Annotated in this window: 16 protein-coding genes and 1 pseudogene; 13 read left to right on the forward strand and 4 right to left on the reverse strand. The window is 66.8% G+C overall.

Features of this window, described 5'->3' with window-relative positions; all coding sequences use genetic code 11:
- Nucleotides 1-139: 139 nt before the first annotated feature.
- Together arc and AC5Y47_RS16210 are read left to right on the forward strand one after the other, a co-directional pair.
- Nucleotides 140-1,969, forward strand: coding sequence for a proteasome ATPase (arc, locus tag AC5Y47_RS16205; RefSeq protein ID WP_499945084.1), 1,830 nt, complete (start codon nt 140-142; stop codon nt 1,967-1,969).
- A 34-nt stretch (nt 1,970-2,003) separates the two neighbouring features.
- Entirely contained in the window at nt 2,004-3,914 is a 1,911-nt protein-coding gene (locus tag AC5Y47_RS16210; protein WP_499945085.1) for a hypothetical protein, read from the forward strand.
- On the opposite strand, the gene AC5Y47_RS16215 is transcribed toward AC5Y47_RS16210, so the two are convergent.
- The gene (locus AC5Y47_RS16215) at nt 3,911-4,552 is read right to left on the reverse strand and encodes a hypothetical protein (RefSeq protein ID WP_499945087.1); all 642 of its coding nucleotides are present in this window, start codon (nt 4,550-4,552) and stop codon (nt 3,911-3,913) included. The genes AC5Y47_RS16210 and AC5Y47_RS16215 overlap by 4 nt on opposite strands.
- Nucleotides 4,553-4,562: 10 nt before the next feature.
- Nucleotides 4,563-5,728, reverse strand: a pseudogene (locus AC5Y47_RS16220) (hypothetical protein).
- A 398-nt stretch (nt 5,729-6,126) separates the two neighbouring features.
- Between AC5Y47_RS16220 and dop the strand changes: the two are divergent.
- The 4 genes from dop to prcA all read left to right on the forward strand — a co-directional run bounded on the left by dop (nt 6,127) and on the right by prcA (nt 9,540).
- A complete protein-coding gene (gene dop, locus AC5Y47_RS16225) occupies nt 6,127-7,623 on the forward strand; it encodes a pup deamidase/depupylase (RefSeq protein ID WP_499945088.1) in 1,497 nt (498 codons plus the stop codon).
- Between the two features lie 89 nt (nt 7,624-7,712).
- Entirely contained in the window at nt 7,713-7,907 is a 195-nt protein-coding gene (locus AC5Y47_RS16230; protein ID WP_499945090.1) for a ubiquitin-like protein Pup, read from the forward strand.
- A complete protein-coding gene (prcB, locus tag AC5Y47_RS16235; RefSeq protein ID WP_499945091.1) occupies nt 7,904-8,770 on the forward strand; it encodes a proteasome subunit beta in 867 nt (288 codons plus the stop codon). The genes AC5Y47_RS16230 and prcB overlap by 4 nt, the downstream gene beginning before the upstream one ends.
- Nucleotides 8,767-9,540 carry a proteasome subunit alpha gene (prcA, locus tag AC5Y47_RS16240; protein WP_499945092.1) on the forward strand — a complete coding sequence of 258 codons (774 nt, stop codon included), beginning with the start codon at nt 8,767-8,769 and terminating at the stop codon, nt 9,538-9,540. Before prcB ends, prcA begins: the two co-directional genes overlap by 4 nt.
- 39 nt (nt 9,541-9,579) lie before the next feature.
- Here the strand turns inward: prcA and AC5Y47_RS16245 are convergent, their stop codons facing one another.
- On the reverse strand, nt 9,580-11,178 hold the full coding sequence (locus tag AC5Y47_RS16245) for a PPE family protein (protein ID WP_499945094.1): 1,599 nt from the start codon (nt 11,176-11,178) through the stop codon (nt 9,580-9,582).
- A 204-nt stretch (nt 11,179-11,382) separates the two neighbouring features.
- Between AC5Y47_RS16245 and pafA the strand changes: the two genes are divergently transcribed.
- The 7 genes from pafA to AC5Y47_RS16280 all read left to right on the forward strand — a co-directional run bounded on the left by pafA (nt 11,383) and on the right by AC5Y47_RS16280 (nt 19,639).
- The gene (gene pafA / locus AC5Y47_RS16250; protein ID WP_499945096.1) at nt 11,383-12,741 is read left to right on the forward strand and encodes a Pup--protein ligase; all 1,359 of its coding nucleotides are present in this window, start codon (nt 11,383-11,385) and stop codon (nt 12,739-12,741) included.
- Between the two features lie 11 nt (nt 12,742-12,752).
- Entirely contained in the window at nt 12,753-13,757 is a 1,005-nt protein-coding gene (locus AC5Y47_RS16255) for a helix-turn-helix transcriptional regulator (protein WP_499945100.1), read from the forward strand.
- Nucleotides 13,754-14,728 (forward strand): helix-turn-helix transcriptional regulator, encoded by a 975-nt coding sequence (locus AC5Y47_RS16260; RefSeq protein WP_499945101.1) that lies wholly within the window; start codon nt 13,754-13,756, stop codon nt 14,726-14,728. Before AC5Y47_RS16255 ends, AC5Y47_RS16260 begins: the two co-directional genes overlap by 4 nt.
- 91 nt (nt 14,729-14,819) lie before the next feature.
- Nucleotides 14,820-15,071 (forward strand): Sec-independent protein translocase subunit TatA, encoded by a 252-nt coding sequence (gene tatA / locus AC5Y47_RS16265; protein ID WP_499945103.1) that lies wholly within the window; start codon nt 14,820-14,822, stop codon nt 15,069-15,071.
- Nucleotides 15,072-15,190: 119 nt separating this feature from the next.
- Nucleotides 15,191-16,051 (forward strand): twin-arginine translocase subunit TatC, encoded by an 861-nt coding sequence (gene tatC, locus AC5Y47_RS16270; protein WP_499945105.1) that lies wholly within the window; start codon nt 15,191-15,193, stop codon nt 16,049-16,051.
- 90 nt (nt 16,052-16,141) lie between these two features.
- Entirely contained in the window at nt 16,142-18,844 is a 2,703-nt protein-coding gene (locus tag AC5Y47_RS16275) for a DEAD/DEAH box helicase (protein ID WP_499945106.1), read from the forward strand.
- 81 nt (nt 18,845-18,925) lie between these two features.
- On the forward strand, nt 18,926-19,639 hold the full coding sequence (locus AC5Y47_RS16280; protein WP_499945108.1) for a DUF4333 domain-containing protein: 714 nt from the start codon (nt 18,926-18,928) through the stop codon (nt 19,637-19,639).
- On the opposite strand, the gene AC5Y47_RS16285 is transcribed toward AC5Y47_RS16280, so the two are convergent.
- Nucleotides 19,640-20,590 carry a 5'-3' exonuclease gene (locus tag AC5Y47_RS16285; protein WP_499945110.1) on the reverse strand — a complete coding sequence of 317 codons (951 nt, stop codon included), beginning with the start codon at nt 20,588-20,590 and terminating at the stop codon, nt 19,640-19,642.
- Between the last annotated feature and the right edge of the window lie 11 nt (nt 20,591-20,601).

Consider the following 20,601-nt stretch of genomic DNA (forward strand, 5'->3'; position numbering starts at 1 on the left):
GCCCGAGTAGAAGCAGAGATTACCAGCGTGACCCAACTTGTAACTTTTCAACGGCATTTGACTGCGCACATCGAACGCCGTTGGCCGGTAGCTTGGATGTATCCGCCACGCCATTCCTGGTGCGGGAAAGGAGCGCAACATGGGTGACTCAGAGCGTTCTGAAGCCTTCAAGACATCCCGCGATATTCCCCTGTCCAGCGACGATGCTGCCGAACTAGAACAGCTGCGCCGCGAGGCCGCCGTTCTGCGCGAACAGTTGGACAACGCGGTCGCGCATCAAGGCTCGGCGCGTTCTGCCCGCGATGTGCACCAACTCGAAGCCCGAATCGACTCCCTTGCCGCGCGCAATTCCAAATTAATGGAAACTCTTAAAGAGGCCCGCCAACAACTGTTGGCGTTGCGGGAGGAAGTCGACCGGTTGGGGCAGCCGCCCAGCGGCTACGGCGTCCTGCTCGGCACTCACGAGGACGAAACCGTCGACGTGTTCACCTCGGGTCGCAAGATGCGCCTGACCTGCTCGCCGAACATCGACACCACCGTGCTGCGGAAGGGGCAGACGGTCCGGCTCAACGAAGCCCTCACCGTCGTCGAGGCCGGGACGTTCGAATCCGTCGGCGAGATCTCCACGCTGCGCGAGGTGCTCGCCGACGGTCACCGCGCGTTGGTGGTCGGTCACGCCGACGAGGAGCGCATCGTGTGGCTGGCCGAGCCGCTCGTCGCCGAGGATCTGCCAGAAGGCCACCCCGACGCCCTCAACGACGACAGCCGGCCGCGCCGGCTGCGGCCCGGCGACTCGTTGCTGGTCGACACCAAAGCCGGCTATGCGTTCGAGCGCATCCCCAAGGCCGAGGTCGAGGACCTGGTGCTCGAAGAAGTTCCCGACGTCAGCTACTCCGACATCGGCGGCCTGACCCGCCAGATCGAGCAGATCCGCGACGCCGTCGAGCTGCCGTTCCTGCACAAGGATCTGTACCGGGAGTACGCGCTGCGGCCGCCCAAAGGTGTGCTGCTCTACGGCCCGCCCGGTTGCGGTAAGACGCTGATCGCCAAGGCCGTTGCCAACTCGCTGGCCAAGAAGATGGCTGATTTGCGCGGCGACGACGCCCGCGAGGCGAAGTCCTACTTCCTCAACATCAAGGGTCCCGAGCTGCTGAACAAGTTCGTCGGTGAGACCGAGCGCCACATCCGGCTGATCTTCCAGCGTGCGCGGGAGAAGGCTTCGGAGGGCACACCCGTCATCGTGTTCTTCGACGAGATGGACTCGATCTTCCGCACCCGCGGCACCGGCGTTTCGTCGGACGTCGAGACCACCGTGGTCCCGCAGCTGCTGTCTGAGATCGACGGCGTGGAGGGGCTCGAGAACGTCATCGTGATCGGCGCCTCCAACCGGGAGGACATGATCGACCCCGCGATCCTGCGGCCCGGCCGTCTCGACGTCAAGATCAAGATCGAACGCCCGGATGCCGAAGCGGCACAGGACATCTACTCCAAGTACCTGGTGGAGACGTTGCCGGTGCACGCCGACGATCTGGCCGAGTTCGACGGCGACCGGTCGGCCTGCATTGCCGCGATGATCGAAAAGGTCGTCGAGCGGATGTACGCCGAGATCGACGACAACCGGTTCCTGGAGGTCACCTACGCCAACGGTGACAAGGAGGTCATGTACTTCAAAGACTTCAACTCCGGGGCGATGATCCAGAACGTGGTCGACCGCGCGAAGAAGAACGCGATCAAATCTGTGCTGGAGACCGGGCAGCCGGGTCTGCGCATCCAGCACCTGCTCGACTCGATCGTCGACGAGTTCGCCGAGAACGAGGACCTGCCCAACACCACCAACCCGGATGACTGGGCACGGATCTCGGGCAAGAAGGGCGAGCGGATCGTCTACATCCGCACGCTGGTCACGGGTAAGTCGTCGAGCGCGTCGCGGGCCATCGACACCGAGTCGAACTTGGGTCAGTACCTTTAAGCATCCGGCGGCCTGTGCGACTAATGTCGCAGCGGTGCGATTGCGTTTCGAGGCCGGGGACGACGATGCCTATTACGCGGTCCGGGACGAGTTGCTCTATGAACTCGGCGGTTCTGGAGACGTGCCGGACGGACTGACGTCCGACATCCAGCTCTTCCTGGATTGGCGCTACCACTACTCCAACCGCAAGCTCGACGAGTTCTCCGCCAGCGACGTCACTGAATTTCTGCTCGAGTGGTGTCCCCGCAAGGTCGCTCGTGCAGCCGACAGCGCCCACGAGTTGTGCGAAGCGGTCTCTGTCTACTTCGACTTCATGGCCCGCAGTGGCCGGTTGGTCGGCGGTGTGGATCGGGCGAACCGACTCGGGCGCTTGGCCGTAGATCTCGTCGCGAGTATGCGAGAAGAGATGAGCGATCCCGCCAACTTCGGCATGGGCAAATCATTACTGGATGGTTTGGATCTGTCCGAACTGTCCGAGTCCGAGGTGCAGGCCGCGCTGGACGCGCGGATGAACGAGTTCAACGCGCTGCCGTTCGAGCAGCGCAGAGCGCTCACCGACAGATTCTTCGAGGGCGAAGAGCCCGAAGCGGCTCCGGCCGAGCCATACGAGTTGCCGTTCGTCTACGTCGCGCCGCCAATGGCCGACGTGGAGGCTGCTGCCGCGGCGGCGCCACTGATGGCCAAGCTCGATGCGCTGCGCGACTATCTCGGCCCGGGCGGAAAAGCCTTGACGGCCAAAGGAAATCTGAAGTTAGCCGATGGTCGGGCGTTGATAGAACTGCTCGACACCGGCGACGAGATGGACCCGCAGATCGGCGACAAGACCTGGCGGACACACACTACGGCCAATTTGCCCGGGTTGAATTTCGTCCTGGACATCGCGAAAGTCGTCGGGGCGGTCCGGGTGCATCAGCGCCGTTTGGTTCCAGTCAAGGCGTGGAACGCCCACTCGATCCTGCAGCGAGCGAAGACACTCGTTGCGACGATCATCGAGTTCGGGCCCCTGCAGTTGCGCTATGCCGGCGGTTATCCGTATTTCGACGACCTCCACGAGTTGCTCGACGACGGGGTCGTGCATTGGCTGGCCCCGCTGCTCGCACCTGGGAACTCCCAACTTTCGTTCGATTCGATTCTGCAGTGGGCCCGTTCCGTCACCGACGATCAGTTGCAGGACGATGCAAACCTGATGGACAGGTTCGTCGGGGACTGTATGAGCCGCATTTTCGAGATTCTCGAGCAAACCGGCGCAGTGCGGTGGGCCGACCGCGTGGAGGTACCGCATCGGTATGGGGGCTATTGGACTGATGGCACCGTGTCACTGACCGCGCTTGGTCGTCATGTGTTGCCCGACTTTCTCGACCAGGCCGGCTACGTCCTGCGGCAGGCGGAGGACGTAGCCGATAGCGACGCCAGCACATTGCTCGCCGCGATGGTGTCGATGCCGGACAGCTGCGACGCCTTGATGGCCGGTTGGCAACCGTCCCGGTCGCCGGCCGAGCGGGTGCAGATGCTTACCCAGGCCATCGTGGCTTCCGATGACGCGGCGAGTCGGATTACGGGCTTCGCGGCGCTGGATTCGTTCGACGTAGAGACATCCGAGCCGATCATTCGTCAACTCTTGGACACTGCGGTCGCCGGACATGCGGCGCTGTGGTTGATCTCCCGCGAGCGCGCCGACGCGGCGACCCTCGGCAGCTTCATCGACGTCACGGTATTGGTTGACTCGCTGGCAATCGAGGTGGACAACCCGGAGAAACTCCGCAGCTTTTTCGCCAAACTGGACGAACCGTTGCAGGTGCTCGAGGACCTGTGGCGTCATGCCGCGCCCGAGACCGCCGTGGTGCTCGATGCGCTAGGGCATCACCTGTCGGACAAGGCGCTTTCGAAGGCCGCGCGTAAGGCGGCCATCAAGCATCGCAGCTGGATGGCGAACCGCAGGGACTAGGTTGCCAGCGAATAGCTGTTCGTCAGGTCGTCCTGCAGCACCTGGGCCGCCTGAGTCGTGGTGTCGACGCGCAACTCTTCGGTCAGCACGCGCGAGCGGTAGGCCCATCCGGTTGGCAGGTTGAGCCGGTCGCCGAGCCCTGGCAGGTCGGCCCGCGACAGGGCGGGATCGGTGACCTGGCTCCAGGTCTGCATGACCCATTGCCGGCCGTGGGGGTCCTGAAGTTCGTAGATCTCCTCGCCGGCGTCGAAGATGAAGACGGTGTTCCGGCTCACCTGGTTGACGGTGTAGGGCGTCGGATTCATCGACGACAGCAGCACGGTGGCCTGCAGCAACATGTCGATGCCGCCGAAATTCTTGACGATCTGCGGGCCCTTCGGAGTCTTTTCGATCCGGTTCATCAGCCAGTAGCGCGGACCGTTGAGAAGCGCTGTGGCAGCGCCGTTTTCGGTCGCGATGGTGTGGGCGTCGAGGGCCGACCACAACTCGGCCGGACAGTCGTTGAGGGGGTAGCTGTTGTAGACGGTGGCTTGGGGCCCCGCCTCGCCGGGAGTGACGAGAAGTACTTCGCCATAACGTTTCCCGGACAAATCGTCCGCCTTCTGGTGGCGGGGGGAGCTCGACTGAGGGGCTGACACCAGGGTGAACCTAATCACCCAGGTCAGCGGCGTCAACAATGGTCACCGGCGCGTTCGCACGCGGCTACGGTAGCGATTGCGGGCCGTCAGCGTCGCGCGCAGATCGTCGATCAGCGGGTCGACGAACGTGGAGCGATAATCGTCGTCACCGGCCGAGCGGGCGCTGATGTACATGAACGTCAGCGCGCCCAGGAACAGGCACAGATGGATCAAGGCGTCCGGGACGGGGACGGTCAGGCCCAAGATGGTGGCGTTGTCCGAGGCGGTGTGCGCCCATTCCTTCAACAGCTGTGGCGTGAGCACGATGAGCCCGAGTGTCACGTATATTGCCGCAGTCAGCACCGCAACGACCGTGATCTGCGCCAGCTGTGAGGCCGCCAGCACGAAGACCACATTGGCGCGCTCTGTGCGGCTCAGCGGGGGACTGCTCGGCGGGTCCGGCATGGTCTCGAAAGGTGTGTCGACCAGGTACTCCGATGCGGTAGGACCCGCCGCATGCGTCCGCAGCATCGGTCTGACCCGCTCGGCCGTCGCCGACACGACGAACGCGGCCGCGATACCGACCAGGAACAGCATCGCCAACGCCAGGCGTTCGGCGCTGATCGTGGCCGACATCAGCCAGACGTTGCCGTTGAAGAACACCAACGTGGTCAACAGCACCACCGGTAATGCCCGGACGGCAAGACCCCCGATGGTCGCGAAGTGACTGAGCGTCATGCGCGCCGACCAGCCCGCCACCGACCCGACGCCGCAGCCGGTCAGCAGCATCAGGACCCCCGCGGCGCCGACGGCATTCAAAAGGTGTGCAGGGTTCGCTCCGACGACGATGACGACACCGATGATCGTCATCGCCACCGTGGACGCCAATGCCCGATAACGACCGTTCGATATGCGGGATACCAGCCACCCGATGGTCGTCATTGCTATCGGAGCGAGCACGATGAGCAGCAGGAGGACCCATTCCCGCGGTGACGGCGCGCCGTCGATCACGACGTCTTTGCCTTCGGTGACAAGCAGGACCGGCACGGTCCAGCAGTGCAGCGTCGCGTTGGCAGTCAACATCGGGGCCGACCGCGACCACAGTCGGCGCCACCGGCCGCGTGTCGTGAGCACCGACGGCAGACCGCGCGCCAAGAACCAGCTTTCCGCCTCGTCCGTGGCCGATGAGGGGCCCATGACGGCTCACCTTAACCTCGGGACGCTCGCCGATCCGCGAATTAGTCCGGTGGAGTGTGGCGCTCAGCGTCTCCAGTTTGAACGCGGGGCTTCCGCGGGTGAAGCCTGGGCGTTGCGGGTGAAGCCCAGGCTTTGCGGGTGAAGCCTGGGCGGGATTTCGCCCCCCAGGCCACCGTAGCTGCACTCTCAAGTCCCTGAGTTCACGCTCAAGTCCCTGAGTTCACGCTCAAGTCCCTGAGTTCACGCTCGAGTCCCTGAGTTCACACTCGACGCCCAGCCCGCTAACCGAGCGCCCAGCCCGCTAATCGAGCGCCCAGCCCGCTAATCGAGCACCCCAGCCGCGGCCTCCTCAGCAGCCCCGGCCGGGGCTGCATCGTCGACCCGCCTAAGCTCAAGGCATGCAACGGATTATCGGGACGGAGGTCGAATACGGCATCTCCTCGCCGTCGGACCCGACCGCCAACCCGATCCTCACATCGACGCAGGCCGTTCTGGCCTATGCCGCGGCCGCCGGCATCCAGCGCGCCAAGCGGACCCGCTGGGACTACGAGGTCGAGTCGCCGCTGCGCGACGCCCGCGGCTTCGACCTGAGCCGCTCGGCCGGCCCCCCGCCGGTGGTCGACGCCGACGAGGTCGGCGCGGCCAACATGATCCTGACCAACGGAGCGCGGCTCTACGTCGACCACGCGCATCCGGAGTACTCCGCGCCCGAATGCACCGATCCGATGGACGCGGTGATCTGGGACAAGGCGGGCGAGCGGGTGATGGAGGCCGCCGCCCGGCATGTCGCAAGCGTGCCCGGCGCCGCGAAACTGCAGCTGTACAAGAACAACGTCGACGGCAAGGGCGCCTCGTACGGGTCGCACGAAAACTACCTGATGAGCCGCCAGACACCGTTCTCGGCGATCATCGCGGGCCTGACCCCGTTCCTGGTTTCCAGGCAGGTGGTGACCGGATCCGGTCGCGTCGGCGTCGGCCCGTCCGGCGACGAGCCCGGTTTCCAGCTCTCGCAGCGCTCGGACTACATCGAGGTCGAGGTGGGCCTGGAGACCACCCTCAAACGCGGCATCATCAACACCCGCGACGAACCGCACGCCGACGCCGACCGGTACCGGCGACTGCACGTCATCATCGGCGACGCCAACCTCGCCGAGACCTCGACCTATCTGAAGTTGGGCACCACCGCGCTGGCGCTCGACCTGATCGAGGAAGGTGTCGACCTCAGCGACCTCGCGCTGGCGCGCCCGGTGCATGCGGTGCACGCGATCAGCCGGGACCCGTCGCTGCGTCAAACCGTGGCGCTGGTCGATGGCAGGGAACTCACCGGCCTTGCGCTGCAACGGATTTACCTCGACCGGGTGGCCAAACTGGTCGACAGCCGCGACCCGGATCCGCGCGCCTCGCATGTCGTGGAGACCTGGGCGCACGCCCTGGACCTGCTCGAGCGTGACCCGATGGAGTGCGCCGAGTTGCTGGATTGGCCGGCCAAGCTGCGGCTGCTGGAAGGTTTCCGGCAGCGCGAAAACCTGAGCTGGTCGGCACCCCGCCTGCACCTGGTGGACCTGCAGTACTCCGACGTGCGACTCGACAAAGGCCTGTACAACCGCCTGGTGGCGCGAGGATCGATGAAGCGTCTGGTCAGCGAGCACCAGGTGCTCGAAGCGGTCGACAACCCGCCGACCGACACCCGCGCGTACTTCCGTGGCGAATGCCTGCGCCGGTTCGGCGCCGACATCGCCGCGGCCAGCTGGGATTCGGTGATTTTCGATCTGGGTGGTGATTCGCTGGTGCGGATCCCGACCTTGGAGCCGCTGCGAGGCAGTAAAGCGCACGTGGGCGCACTGCTGGATTCGGTGGACAGCGCCGCGGAACTGGTGGAACAACTGACCAGCTGAGGGTTGTTAGGCCGACGAGATGTCGGTCGTGACCGGTAGGGTAGAAAAAAGCCAACGGGCGACTGCCCGTGAGGGAGCAGGAGGCGGCGATGGCGCAGGAGCAGACCAAACGTGGCGGTGGCGGCGGCGATGACGACGACATCACCGGCGCGGCGGCCGCGGGCCAGGAGCGCCGGGAGAAGCTGACTGAAGACACCGACGATCTGCTCGACGAGATCGACGACGTCCTGGAAGAGAACGCCGAGGACTTCGTGCGGGCATACGTCCAAAAGGGCGGCCAGTGACCTGGCAGTTGCCCGACCGCCTACCCATCAACCCAGCACTCTCCGGTACATCAGGTGTAGACCTGTCGTCTTTCGCCGACTTCCTACGGCGCCAGGCTCCGGAGTTGCTTCCGGCCAGCATCAGCGGCGCGACCGTCGGCGACCAGCTGCCGCACGGCACCACCATCGTCGCCCTGAAATACCCCGGCGGCGTCCTGATCGCCGGTGACCGCCGCTCGACGCAGGGCAACATGATCGCCGGCCGTGACGTGCGCAAGGTCTACATCACCGACGACTACACCGCCACCGGCATCGCGGGCACCGCGGCGATCGCCGTCGAGTTCGCCCGTCTTTACGCCGTCGAACTCGAACACTACGAGAAGCTCGAAGGGGTGCCGCTGACGTTCGCCGGCAAGGTCAACCGGCTGGCGATCATGGTGCGCGGCAACCTGCCCGCCGCGATGCAGGGTCTGGTGGCCCTGCCGCTGCTGGTCGGCTACGACATCCACGCCGGCGACCCCGAATCGGCAGGTCGCATCGTCTCCTTCGACGCCGCCGGCGGCTGGAACATCGAGGAAGAGGGCTATCAGTCGGTGGGCTCGGGCTCGATCTTCGCCAAGTCGTCGATCAAGAAGCTGTATTCGCAAGTCGCCGACGCCGATTCGGCGTTGCGGGTGGCCGTGGAAGCGCTTTACGACGCAGCCGACGACGACTCGGCCACCGGCGGACCGGATCTGGTGCGCGGTATCTATCCGACCGCGGTCACCATCGACGCCGACGGTGCGCTGGACATCCCGGAGCGACGCATCGCCGAGTTGGCCCGCGAGGTCATCGAGAGCCGCTCGCGCGCCGACACTTTCGGCCCCGATGGTGGTGAGAAGTGAGCTTTCCGTATTTCATCTCGCCGGAACAGGCGATGCGCGAGCGCAGCGAGCTCGCGCGCAAAGGTATCGCCCGGGGGCGCAGCGTGGTCGCGCTCGCCTACGCCGACGGCGTGCTGTTCGTCGCGGAAAACCCGTCACGCTCACTGCAGAAGATCAGCGAACTATACGATCGGGTGGGGTTCGCCGCCGCCGGCAAATTCAACGAGTTCGACAACCTGCGCCGCGGCGGAATCCAGTTCGCCGACACCCGCGGCTACGCCTACGACCGTCGCGACGTCACCGGCCGCCAGCTCGCCAACGTCTACGCCCAGACACTGGGCAGCATCTTCACCGAGCAGGCCAAGCCCTACGAGGTCGAGTTGTGTGTGGCCGAGGTGGCGCACTACGGCGAGACGAAGGCCCCCGAGCTCTACCGGATCACCTACGACGGGTCGATCGCCGACGAGCCGCACTTCGTGGTGATGGGCGGCACCACCGAGCCGATCACCAACGCGCTCAAGGAGTCTTTCACCGAGAACGCCGACCTGCCCGACGCGCTGCGGATCGCGGTCGAGGCGTTGCGCGCGGGCAGCGCGGACGCCAGCAGCAACGGCCAGTCCAGCGTCGGCGTGGCCAGCCTGGAAGTGGCGATCCTGGACGCCAACCGGCCTCGGCGCGCGTTCCGCCGGATCAACCGTTCGACGCTGGAATCACTGCTGCAGGAACCCGCTTCGGACGATTCGGATGGGCCAGCAGAGGGATCCGAGTCCGAGGGCGATTCGGCGGACTGAGTTCCCCGCAACTGACGGCCGGACGCCGCGCAACCGCCGTCACCGCCAAGTGCTCGGCACCATCGGCTCAGTGGGCCCGCCGCCGAATCCGTCGCCGGTCAACGTCGTCAATCCCGCGACGTCGGCCCCGGTATCACGGCTTACTGTCCCAGCCAATCCGAGGTGGCCGACACCCTGGTGTGAGGCCGTGGGTGTGTCGGGTTCGTCGCGCTCTGGCCCCGCCCAATCGGGATCGACCGGGACATCCATATCCATGAACTCGTCGCCGTAATGACGCTGCGTTGTCCGCTTGCGCTGTCGCGCCCGGGCCTGCCGGCGACTCGCGGCCGGTGACTGCGCCGCGACGGCTGCGGTGTCGGGCTCGGGTGCCTTCCTCTTGGCCTGAGCGCTCAGGCCAGAGGCCATCCCGGAATCAAAGCCGATGCCGGGCGGACCCACTGCATAGGGCGCCATGAAACCCGCCGGAGGCGACGGCGGCGCCGGCGGTGGGGAAGCGGCGGTCGACACGGTCGAAGGGGCCGGACCGGGTGTGGGCGCGGTTCCAGGAGCCGACGCGAATGCCGTCACGGGAGAGTTCATGCCTGCGACCGGCCAGGAGTCCGGCGCCGTGCTGATGGGCACCGGCGCGGCCGCGGTGGCCGGGTGCGATAAGCCCGCCAGCCCGGCGAGACCCGTGAGCGCGCCCGCGCCCGTCGCGGGGACCGTCATCGCACCCCCGACAGCTGCCAGCAGCAGCGGGGCTTGGGTCAGCGCGTTTCCGAGTTGGGCGATGTGAGTGGGCCAGTCGAACACGGACAGGGCGACGAAATACTGCAGCGCCTGGGCGGGGTTCTGCGTCATCTGCATCGAGTCCCCGATGAGTTCGAGTCCCCGGGCGACGTACCACATCGGCTGGGTCGCGTCGGCGTAGTACTCGTAGCCCAGACCGTTGAGCATGCCGGTCGCGGGGTCCCAGTAGATGCCGAAGTTCTCCAGCAGGTCCGCGATGAGATCGGTAAGTGCGTTGGAAACCAACGGGTTACGGAACAGCGGGTTGACTCCGAGGTCGAGCAGGAACGATTGGAACGCGTTGAAGAACATTCGCCCGGGATCCAGCGTCGCTGCCGGTGCTGCCAGGATTCGCGGCGCCGGGACCGGCTGCGGAGTCGAGGTGAGCGCCGCCTCCGCGCTGGCCTGGTAGACGGTCATCGTGGTGGCGGCCTGGATCCACATCCGCACGTAGTCGGCCTCGTTGAACGCGATCGGGATCGTGTTGATCCCGAAGAAATTCGTCGCGACCAGCGCGGCATGGGTGACGTGGTTGGCGGCCAACTCGGCCAGGGTCGGCATCGTTGCCAGCGCGGCGACGTAGGCCGTGGCCGCCGTCTCGTGCTGCGCGGCGATCGCTGCGCTGTCGACGCTCGCGTCCAGCAACCACGCCGCATAGGGCACGTGAGCCGCCACGCAGGATTGGGCGCCCGCCCCATCCCAGGCAAGCGATGCGATCAGCCCGGTCAGTTCTTCGGCGGCCGTGGCGTATTCGACGCTCAGCGAATTCCATGCCGCCGCCGCCGCCAGCAACGCCGCGGGCCCCGGGCCCTCGCTCAGCAGCGCTGAGTGCACCTCCGGCGGCGCGGATATGAACAACGGGGCAGTCACCGGGCACCCGGTGCTGACAATCAAACAGCACCTCCCGACCGGGCCGTGGACGGAGATTTTTCGAGGAGCCGAACTTTTCGATTCGGCATCACGATACCTACCGCCACCGGAAACCGCGGCAATTTGCGCCGGGCAAGACAAAACCCGTGGCTGCACTGCGCGGCTTGCTCACCGTCGCTGTCGGACAGCAAGTACCCTCGAACTGTGCAGCGACGAATCATGGGCATCGAGACCGAGTTCGGTGTCACCTGCACCTTCCACGGGCATCGTCGACTCAGCCCGGACGAGGTGGCCCGCTATCTGTTCCGCCGGGTGGTGTCGTGGGGGCGCAGCTCCAACGTGTTCCTCCGCAACGGCGCCCGTCTCTACCTCGACGTGGGAAGCCATCCCGAGTACGCCACCGCCGAATGCGACAGCTTGGTGCAACTTGTCACCCACGACCGCGCGGGGGAATGGGTGCTCGAAGACCTACTGGTCGACGCCGAGCAGCGCCTCGCCGACGAAGGCATCGGTGGCGACATCTACCTGTTCAAGAACAACACCGACTCGGCGGGCAACTCCTACGGCTGCCACGAGAACTATCTGATCGTGCGCGCCGGCGAGTTCTCGCGCATCTCCGATGTGCTGCTGCCGTTCCTGGTCACCCGTCAGCTGATCTGCGGGGCCGGCAAGGTGCTGCAGACGCCGAAGGCGGCCACCTTCTGCCTTTCCCAACGCGCCGAACACATTTGGGAGGGCGTCTCCAGCGCGACGACCCGATCCCGTCCGATCATCAACACCCGCGACGAGCCGCACGCCGACGCCGAGAAGTACCGACGGCTACACGTCATCGTGGGCGACTCCAACATGTCCGAGACCACCACGATGCTCAAGGTCGGCACCGCCGCATTGGTGCTGGAGATGATCGAAGCCGGCGTGGCGTTCCGTGACTTCTCGTTGGACAACCCGATCCGCGCGATCCGCGAGGTCAGTCACGACGTCACCGGGCGGCGACCGGTCCGGCTGGCCGGTGGCCGTCAGGCCAGTGCGCTGGACATCCAGCGCGAGTACTACAGCCGCGCCGTCGAGCACCTGCAGACCCGCGAGCCCAACGCGCAGATCGAGCAGGTCGTGGACCTGTGGGGTCGCCAACTCGACGCCGTCGAGAGCCAGGATTTCGCCAAGGTGGACACCGAGATCGACTGGGTGATCAAGCGCAAGCTCTTCCAGCGCTACCAGGACCGCTACAACATGGAGCTGTCCGACCCCAAGATCGCGCAGCTGGACCTGGCCTACCACGACATCAAACGCGGCCGCGGCGTGTTCGACCTGTTGCAGCGCAAGGGTCTGGCCGCGCGGGTGACCACCGACGAGGAGATCGCCGACGCCGTCGACCATCCGCCGCAGACCACCCGCGCCAGGTTGCGCGGCGAGTTCATCAGCGCAGCACAGGCCGCCGGGCGTGACTTCACCGTGGACTGGGTGCATCTCAAGCTCAATGACCAAGCGCAACGCACGGTGTTGTGCAAGGACCCGTTCCGGGCGGTCGACGAGCGGGTCAAGCGGCTGATCGCGAGTATGTAACCCTTAACCGGATGCCCACTTCCAAAGTCGAGCGCCTGGTCAATCTCGTCATCGCCCTGCTGTCCACGCGCGGGTACATCACCGCCGAAAAGATCAGGTCAAGCGTCGCCGGCTACTCCGACAGCCCCACCGCTGAGGCGTTCTCCCGGATGTTCGAGCGCGACAAGAACGAACTGCGCGACCTCGGCATCCCACTCGAAGTGGGCCGGGTATCCAACCTGGACCCCACCGAGGGGTACCGGATCAACCGCGAGGCCTACGCACTGCCCGAAGTCGAACTGACCCCCGCCGAGGCGGCCGCGGTCGCGGTGGCCACGCAGCTGTGGGAGTCGCCGGAACTGGTCACCGCCACCCAGGGCGCGCTGCTCAAGCTGCGTGCAGCCGGCGTCGACGTCGACCCCGTAGACAAGGGAGTGCCGGTGGCGATCGCCAGCCCGGCCGGCGTCACCGGACTTCGCGGCTCGGAGGATGTGCTCGGAATCCTGTTGTCCGCCATCGAATCTCGGCAGGCTGTCCAATTCCCGCACCGGCCGTCGCGCGCCGAACCCTACGCCACCCGCACCGTCGAACCGTGGGGCGTCGTCACCGACAGGGGCCGCTGGTATCTCGTCGGCCATGACCGCGACCGCGACGCCACCCGGACCTTTCGACTGTCGCGCATCGGCCCCGGCGTCACGACCATCGGGCAACCAGGCGACGTGGCCGTGCCCGACGGTGTCGACCTCCCCGGGATCGTCGCCGCCGCCGTCGCCGAAGCGCCGACCGGCGCGCACGCCACCGTCTGGGTTGCCGACGGCCGCGCCACCGCGTTGCGCCGCGCCGGCAGGTTGGTGGGGCAGCGCCGCTTGGCCGGCCGCGACGGCGACGTGATCGAGATCGACATCGTGTTCAGCGACCGGTTGGCGCGCGACATCACCGGCTACGGAGCCGACGCGATCGTGTTGGAGCCGGCGTCGTTGCGCGAAGACGTGCTGGTCCGGTTGCGGGCGCAGACCGGGAGGGGTGGCGACGAATGACGGCCATCTCCGAACGCCTGATCCGGCTGCTCAACATGGTGCCCTACCTGCTGGCCAACCCGCGCATCACCAAAGCCGACGCCGCCGCCCAGCTCGGTGTGTCCGAGAAGCAACTCCAGACTGACCTCGACCAACTCTGGATGTGCGGGCTGCCCGGCTACCTTCCCGGCGATCTCATCGACTTCGAGTTCTCCGGTGACACAGTCAAAGTGACGTTCTCGGCGGGCATCGACCGGCCGTTGAAGCTGACCTCGCCCGAGGCGACCGGTTTGCTGGTGGCGCTGCGTGCGCTGGCCGACATTCCCGGTGTGGTCGATCCGCAGGCCGCGCGCAGCGCGATCGCCAAGATCGCGGCGGCGGCCGGCGCCGGAGCCGTCGGGCACGAACCCAACGTCGCCGCCGTCGACGAACCGGCACCGATCGAGAGCCGCGCTGCGGCTGCGGTGCGGGCCGCCGTGCGCGACCAGCACGCGCTGACCATCGACTATTACGCCGCCTCCCACGATTCACTGACCCAGCGGGTCGTCGACCCGATCCGGGTCCTGCTGATCGGCGGCCACAGCTACCTGGAGGCGTGGTCACGCGAAGCCGAGGGAGTCCGGCTGTTCCGGTTCGACCGCATCGTCGACGCCACCGACCTGGGCGAAGCCGCCCGCGCGCCCGAACCGGCGTTGCAGTCGCCGCCGGACACGTCGCTGTTCGACGGGGATCCGTCGTTGCCGTCGGCGACGCTGCTGGTGGCGCCGTCGGTGTCGTGGATGTTCGAGTACTACCCGATGCGTGAGGTGCGTGAACTGCCCGACGGGTCCTGCGAGGCGACGATGACCTATGCCTCCGACGACTGGATGACGCGGTTGGTGCTCGGATTCGGGTCGGAGGTGACGGTGCTGGCGCCCGAGTCGCTCGCGCAGCGGGTGCGTGCGGCCGCGGCAGCGGCGCTGGACGCCTACCAGGCCGCTGAACTGGGCTGACAGCGCCGTGGCCGGCGGCGCGCGGTGCGCGTGGTCCGGTGGGCGGCCTGTCCTGCGGTAACATCGGGGCGAACGTCTGGAGGTAATCAAAGTGGGCAGTCTTCAACCGTGGCACTGGCTGATCCTGGCCGTTGTGGTGATCGTGCTGTTCGGTGCCAAGCGGCTCCCTGATGCGGCGCGTTCGCTGGGCAAGTCGTTGCGGATCTTCAAATCCGAGGTCCGCGAGATGCAGAGCGAGAACAAGACCGACGCGGCCATCGAGACCCCCACGCCGGTGCAATCGCAGCGCGTCGATCCCCCGGCTGCCGCTGAGCAGGGTCACACCGAGGCGCGGCCGGCCTAACCCGGCGGCTCTGTCGACCGAATGTGGTGAAAGGTTCCCGGGCTTCAGCGCGCGCCTTCGGTCCTCTGAAACGGCTCAATCCGCGCAATCGGCGCAGCCGCGTCAACCCCGACGCGACCATGTCGCTGGTCGATCACCTCACCGAACTGCGCACCCGGCTGCTGATTTCGCTGGCCGCGATCGTGGTCACCACCACCTTCGGATTCATCTGGTACTCGCACCCGATCTTCGGGCTGGAAAGCCTGGGTGAGTGGCTGCGGCAGCCGTACTGCGCGCTGCCGCAATCGGCGCGCGCCAGCATCAGCGCCGACGGGCAGTGCCGGCTGCTGGCCACCGCGCCGTTCGACCAGTTCATGCTGCGGCTCAAGGTCGGGATGACGGCCGGGATCGTGCTGGCCTGCCCGGTGTGGTTCTACGAGCTGTGGGCCTTCATCACCCCTGGTCTCTACAAGAAGGAACGCCGCTTCGCCGTGGCGTTCGTGATTCCGGCGGCGCTGCTGTTCTTGGCCGGAGCGGCGCTGGCCTACCTGGTGTTGTCCAAGGCGCTGAGCTTTTTGTTGACGGTGGGCAGCGATGTGCAGGTCACCGCGCTCTCCGGCGACCGGTACTTCGGCTTCCTGATCAACCTGCTGGTGGTGTTCGGCGTCAGCTTCGAATTCCCGCTGCTCATCGTGATGCTCAACTTCGCCGGCGTGCTGACCTACGAGCGGCTCAAGGCGTGGCGCCGCGGGCTGATCTTCACCATGTTCCTGTTCGCGGCGATCTTCACCCCCGGCTCGGACCCCTTCTCGATGACCGCGCTCGGATTGGCGCTGACGGTGCTGCTCGAGTTCGCCATTCAGATCGCCCGACTGCACGACAAGCGCAAGGCCAAGCGCGAAGCCGCAGCAATCCCCGACGACGAGGCCTCGGTCATCGACAAACCCGAGCCGATACCGGAGCCCTCGGTGCTCGGCGGGACGCATGACGACGTCACCTGACCTTCCTGCCCGCTCCGTCCGCGAGCGCGCCCAAATGTACGACGACACGCCGGCGGGGCTGACATTTTGGGCGCCCTCGCGGAGTGCGAAATGACCGAACTGGACCGCTTCAGCGCCGAGCTCTCCTTCCAGCTCGACGACTTCCAGAAGCGGGGCTGCGCCGCACTCGAAGCCGGCCACGGCGTGCTGGTCTGTGCGCCGACCGGCGCCGGCAAGACGGTCGTCGGCGAGTTCGCCGTCCACCTGGCGCTGGCCGCCGGCGGCAAATGCTTTTACACCACGCCGCTGAAGGCGCTGAGCAACCAGAAGCATTCCGACCTCACCGCCCGCTACGGCAAGGAGCGGATCGGGCTGCTGACCGGAGACCTGTCGGTCAACGCCGACGCCCCGGTGGTGGTGATGACCACCGAGGTGCTGCGCAACATGCTCTACGCGAATTCTTCTGCGCTGCAAGGACTTTCACACGTCGTGATGGACGAGGTGCATTTCCTGGCCGACCGGATGCGCGGCCCGGTGTGGGAGGAAGTCATCCTGCACCTGCCCGAGGAGGTGCGGCTGGTCAGCCTGTCGGCGACAGTGAGCAACGCCGAGGAGTTCGGCGGCTGGATCCAGACCGTGCGCGGGGACACCACCGTGGTCGTCGACGAGCACCGGCCGGTGCCGCTGTGGCAGCACGTCCTGGTGGGCAAGCGGTTGTTCGACCTGTTCGACTACCGCTCGGACACCCAGAAGGACAAACCGCACGTCAACCCGGACCTGTTGCGCCACATCGCCCATCGCCGCGAGGCCGACCGGATGTCGGACTGGCAGCCCCGGCGACGCGGGCCCGCCCGTCCCCGCTTCTACCGTCCGCCGGCCCGGCCCGACGTGATCGCCGCGCTGGACTCCGCCGGACTGCTGCCGGCGATCACGTTCGTGTTCTCCCGGGTCGGCTGCGACGCGGCCGTCCAGCAATGTCTGCGGTCGCCGCTGCGGCTCACCACCGAGGCCGAGCGCGCGCAGATCGCCGAGGTCATCGAACACCGCTGCGGTGATCTGGCCGACGCTGATCTGGCCGTACTCGGCTACTACGAGTGGCGCGAGGGTTTGCTGCGCGGGCTGGCGGCTCATCACGCCGGCATGTTGCCCGCGTTCCGTCACACCGTGGAGGAACTGTTCACCGCCGGCCTGGTCAAAGCCGTTTTCGCCACTGAGACCTTGGCTCTGGGCATCAACATGCCGGCGCGGACCGTCGTGCTGGAGAAGCTGGTGAAGTACAACGGCGAGCAGCACGTGCCGCTGACGCCGGGGGAGTACACCCAGCTGACCGGCCGGGCGGGCCGGCGAGGTATCGACGTCGAGGGCCACGCGGTCGTGCTCTGGCACCCGGACGTCGAGCCGTCCGAGGTGGCCGGTTTGGCCTCCACCCGCACGTTCCCGCTGCGCAGCTCCTTCGCGCCGTCGTACAACATGACGATCAACCTGGTGCATCAGCTGGGCCCCGAGCAGGCGCACCGACTGTTGGAGCAGTCGTTTGCCCAGTATCAGGCCGACCGGTCGGTCGTCGGGATAGTTCGCGGCATCGAACGCGGCAAGGCAATGCTCGACGAGATCGCCGCCGAGATCGGCGGTCACCAGGCGTCGGTACTCGACTACACCCGGCTGCGGGCGCAGATCGGCGAGCGCGAACGTTCCCAGGCCCGCGCCTCACGGCTGCACCGCCGGCAGGCTGCCAGTGATGCGCTGGCCGCGCTGAAGCGCGGCGACATCATCAACATCAACCACGGACGCCGCGGCGGGCTGGCCGTGGTGCTGGAGTCGGCGCGCGACAGTTCCGACCCGCGACCGCTGGTGCTGACCGAACATCGCTGGGCAGGGCGGATCTCCTCGGCCGACTATTCCGGGTCGACGCCGCCCGTCGGATCCATGACACTGCCCAAGCGGGTCGAACACCGGCAGCCGCGGGTGCGTCGGGACCTGGCCTCCGCGCTGCGCTCGGCCGCCGAGGGGCTGACGATCCCTGCCGGCCGTCGCGACAAGGACGACGCGCACTACGACCCCGACCTGGCCTCCTTACGTGAGGAGCTGCGCCGCCACCCGCTGCACAAGTCGGCGGGCCTGGATGAGCAGGTCCGCCAGGCCGAACGCTACCTGCGCATCGAACGCGACAATGCGCAGCTGCAGCGCAAAGTTGCCGCCGCCACCAACTCGCTGGCCCGCACGTTCGACCGCATCGTCGGGCTGCTCACCGAGCGCGAGTTCATCACCGGCCCCACCACGGATCCCAAGGTCACCGACGACGGGCGACTGCTGGCGCGCATCTACAGCGAGAGCGACCTGCTGGTGGCCGAATGCCTGCGCACCGGCGCGTGGGCGGGTCTGAAGCCGGCCGAGTTGGCCGCGGTCGTGTCGGCGGTGCTGTTCGAAGCGCGCGGCGGTGACGGCCCGGGCGCACCGTTCGCGTCAGACGTGCCCACGCCGGCATTGCGCCGGGCACTGTTGCAGACTTCCCGGTTGTCGACGGCGTTGCGCGCCGACGAACACACCCATCGCATCACTCAAAGTCGTGAACCCGACGACGGTTTCGTCCGCGTGGTCTACCGTTGGGCGCGCAGCGGAGACCTGGCGGCGGCGTTGGCGGTGTCGGACTCCGGAACACCGCTGTCAGCAGGGGACTTCGTACGTTGGTGCCGCCAGGTGCTCGACTTGCTCGACCAGGTTCGCAACGCGGCGCCCGACCCCGATGTGCGGGCCACAGCCAAGCGCGCTATCAATGACGTTCGGCGCGGCGTCGTCGCAGTTGACGCCGGGTAGGCTAAGCCGAAGCTACGGTTACATCCGGACGTGATCGCCGGCCCAGCGTGTGGCCAGCACAAATCGGACTGAGGAGTGACGATGAGTGGACCAGACCCGAGGTGGCAGCAGCCTGGCCAGGGTTCCTCGGACCCGACGATGGCGGGGTCGCCCTGGCAGCAGCAGCCGAACCAGGACGCGACCTGGCACGCCCAGTCGTACCCGGCCGCGGAGTATCCCGGCTACCAGCAGCAAGCCGACCAGGCCTATCCGCAGCAGTACGCGCAGCCCGGCTACGACCCCAATTCGCAAGCCACCCAGTTCGGCGCGACTCCGCAGTACGGGCAGACTCCCCAGTACGGGCAGCAGCCGCAGTACGGTCAGCCTCAGTACGGGCAGCCCGGTCAGACGGGCCCGCAGTACGGGCAACCCGCCCAGTACCCGGGTCAGGCCGCGCCGTACGCCCAGCCAGGACCCAAGCGCTCCAAAGGTCTCCTTATCGGTGTGATCGGCGGCATCGCGGCGCTGTTCATCGTGGTCATCGGGATACTCGGGTTCGTGGTGCCCGGGTTCTTCGTCACCACCAAGCTGGACGTGAACAAAGCCAATTCCGGCGTGCAGTCAATTCTCACTGACGAAACCAACGGTTACGGCGCCAAGAACGTCAAAGACGTCAAGTGCAACGGTGGTTCTGACCCGACCGTGAAGAAGGGCGGCACCTTCGACTGCACGGTCAGCATCGACGGCGCATCAAAGCGCGTCACGGTGACGTTCCAGGATGACAAGGGCACCTACGAGGTCGGTCGGCCGCAGTAACTACAGCGCGTCCAGAGCCTTCTGCAGTCGCGCGACCGAAGAGCCGACGCCGTAGCGGGTCGCCAGTTCGGCGGTGCGTTTCGGGTCTTTGGCGTGCAGCGGCAGCTCGTCGGTGCGTGCCGACAGCGTGACGGGGGCGTCGGTGGCGACGCGCACCACCTTTTCCGCGGCCTCGATGTAGTCGGCGGCATCACGCAGTTTCGCGCGAAGTCCTTTGGCCAGCTTGGATTTCGGGTCGGCGGCGGCAGCGACGATCCGGTCCAGCGAACCGTATTGGGCGAGCAGGGTGGCTGCGGTTTTCTGGCCCACCCCGGGCACACCGGGCAGACCGTCGGAAGGATCTCCGCGCAGTAGCGCGAGTTCGGCGTAGGCCGACCCCGCCCGATCCACCGGCACTCCGTACTGTTCGGCGACCTCCGCGGGACCGAACAAGGTGGCATTGGACATACCGCGGCCCAGGTAGAGCACCCGGACCGAGACGGGGTCGTCGGCAACCACCTGCAGCAGGTCACGGTCCCCGCTGACCACCACCACCGGGTCTTTTCGTTCCCGGGAAGCCAGCGTGCCCACCACGTCGTCGGCCTCGAAACCCGGAGCGCCGGCCGTCGGGATCCCGAACGCGTCCAGCAACTCCATGATCATCTCGACCTGCGGTGTCAGCTCGTCGGGCACTTCTTCGACGTCGGGCTCTCCGGCCGGTTCTTCCATGGCGACGCGCTGCGACTTGTACGACGGGATCAGCTCCACCCTCCACTGCGGGCGCCAATCCAGATCCAGGCACACCGCCAGCCGGCTCGGCTTCTGTCGAGTGATGACCACGGCCATCGAGTCGATGAACCCGCGGACGGCGTTGACCGGGCGGCCGTCGGGCGCCTTGATTGAGGTCGGCACCCCGAAGAAGGAGCGAAACCACATGCTGGCGCCGTCCAGCAGCGCGAGGGGAGCGGACATGCGGGTAATCC

The sequence above is a fragment of the Mycobacterium sp. NGS22 genome (assembly GCF_059813095.1).

Bases quoted from the DNA above. Each gene is read 5' to 3' on its own strand.
- AC5Y47_RS16280 (WP_499945108.1), top strand. From the start codon at position 18,926: ATGAGTGGACCAGACCCGAGGTGGCAGCAGCCTGGCCAGGGTTCCTCG.
- AC5Y47_RS16230 (WP_499945090.1), top strand. From the start codon at position 7,713: ATGGCGCAGGAGCAGACCAAACGTGGCGGTGGCGGCGGCGATGACGAC.
- arc (WP_499945084.1), top strand. From the start codon at position 140: ATGGGTGACTCAGAGCGTTCTGAAGCCTTCAAGACATCCCGCGATATT.
- dop (WP_499945088.1), top strand. From the start codon at position 6,127: ATGCAACGGATTATCGGGACGGAGGTCGAATACGGCATCTCCTCGCCG.
- tatC (WP_499945105.1), top strand. From the start codon at position 15,191: ATGTCGCTGGTCGATCACCTCACCGAACTGCGCACCCGGCTGCTGATT.
- AC5Y47_RS16275 (WP_499945106.1), top strand. From the start codon at position 16,142: ATGACCGAACTGGACCGCTTCAGCGCCGAGCTCTCCTTCCAGCTCGAC.
- AC5Y47_RS16255 (WP_499945100.1), top strand. From the start codon at position 12,753: ATGCCCACTTCCAAAGTCGAGCGCCTGGTCAATCTCGTCATCGCCCTG.
- AC5Y47_RS16260 (WP_499945101.1), top strand. From the start codon at position 13,754: ATGACGGCCATCTCCGAACGCCTGATCCGGCTGCTCAACATGGTGCCC.
- AC5Y47_RS16285 (WP_499945110.1), bottom strand. From the start codon at position 20,590: ATGTCCGCTCCCCTCGCGCTGCTGGACGGCGCCAGCATGTGGTTTCGC.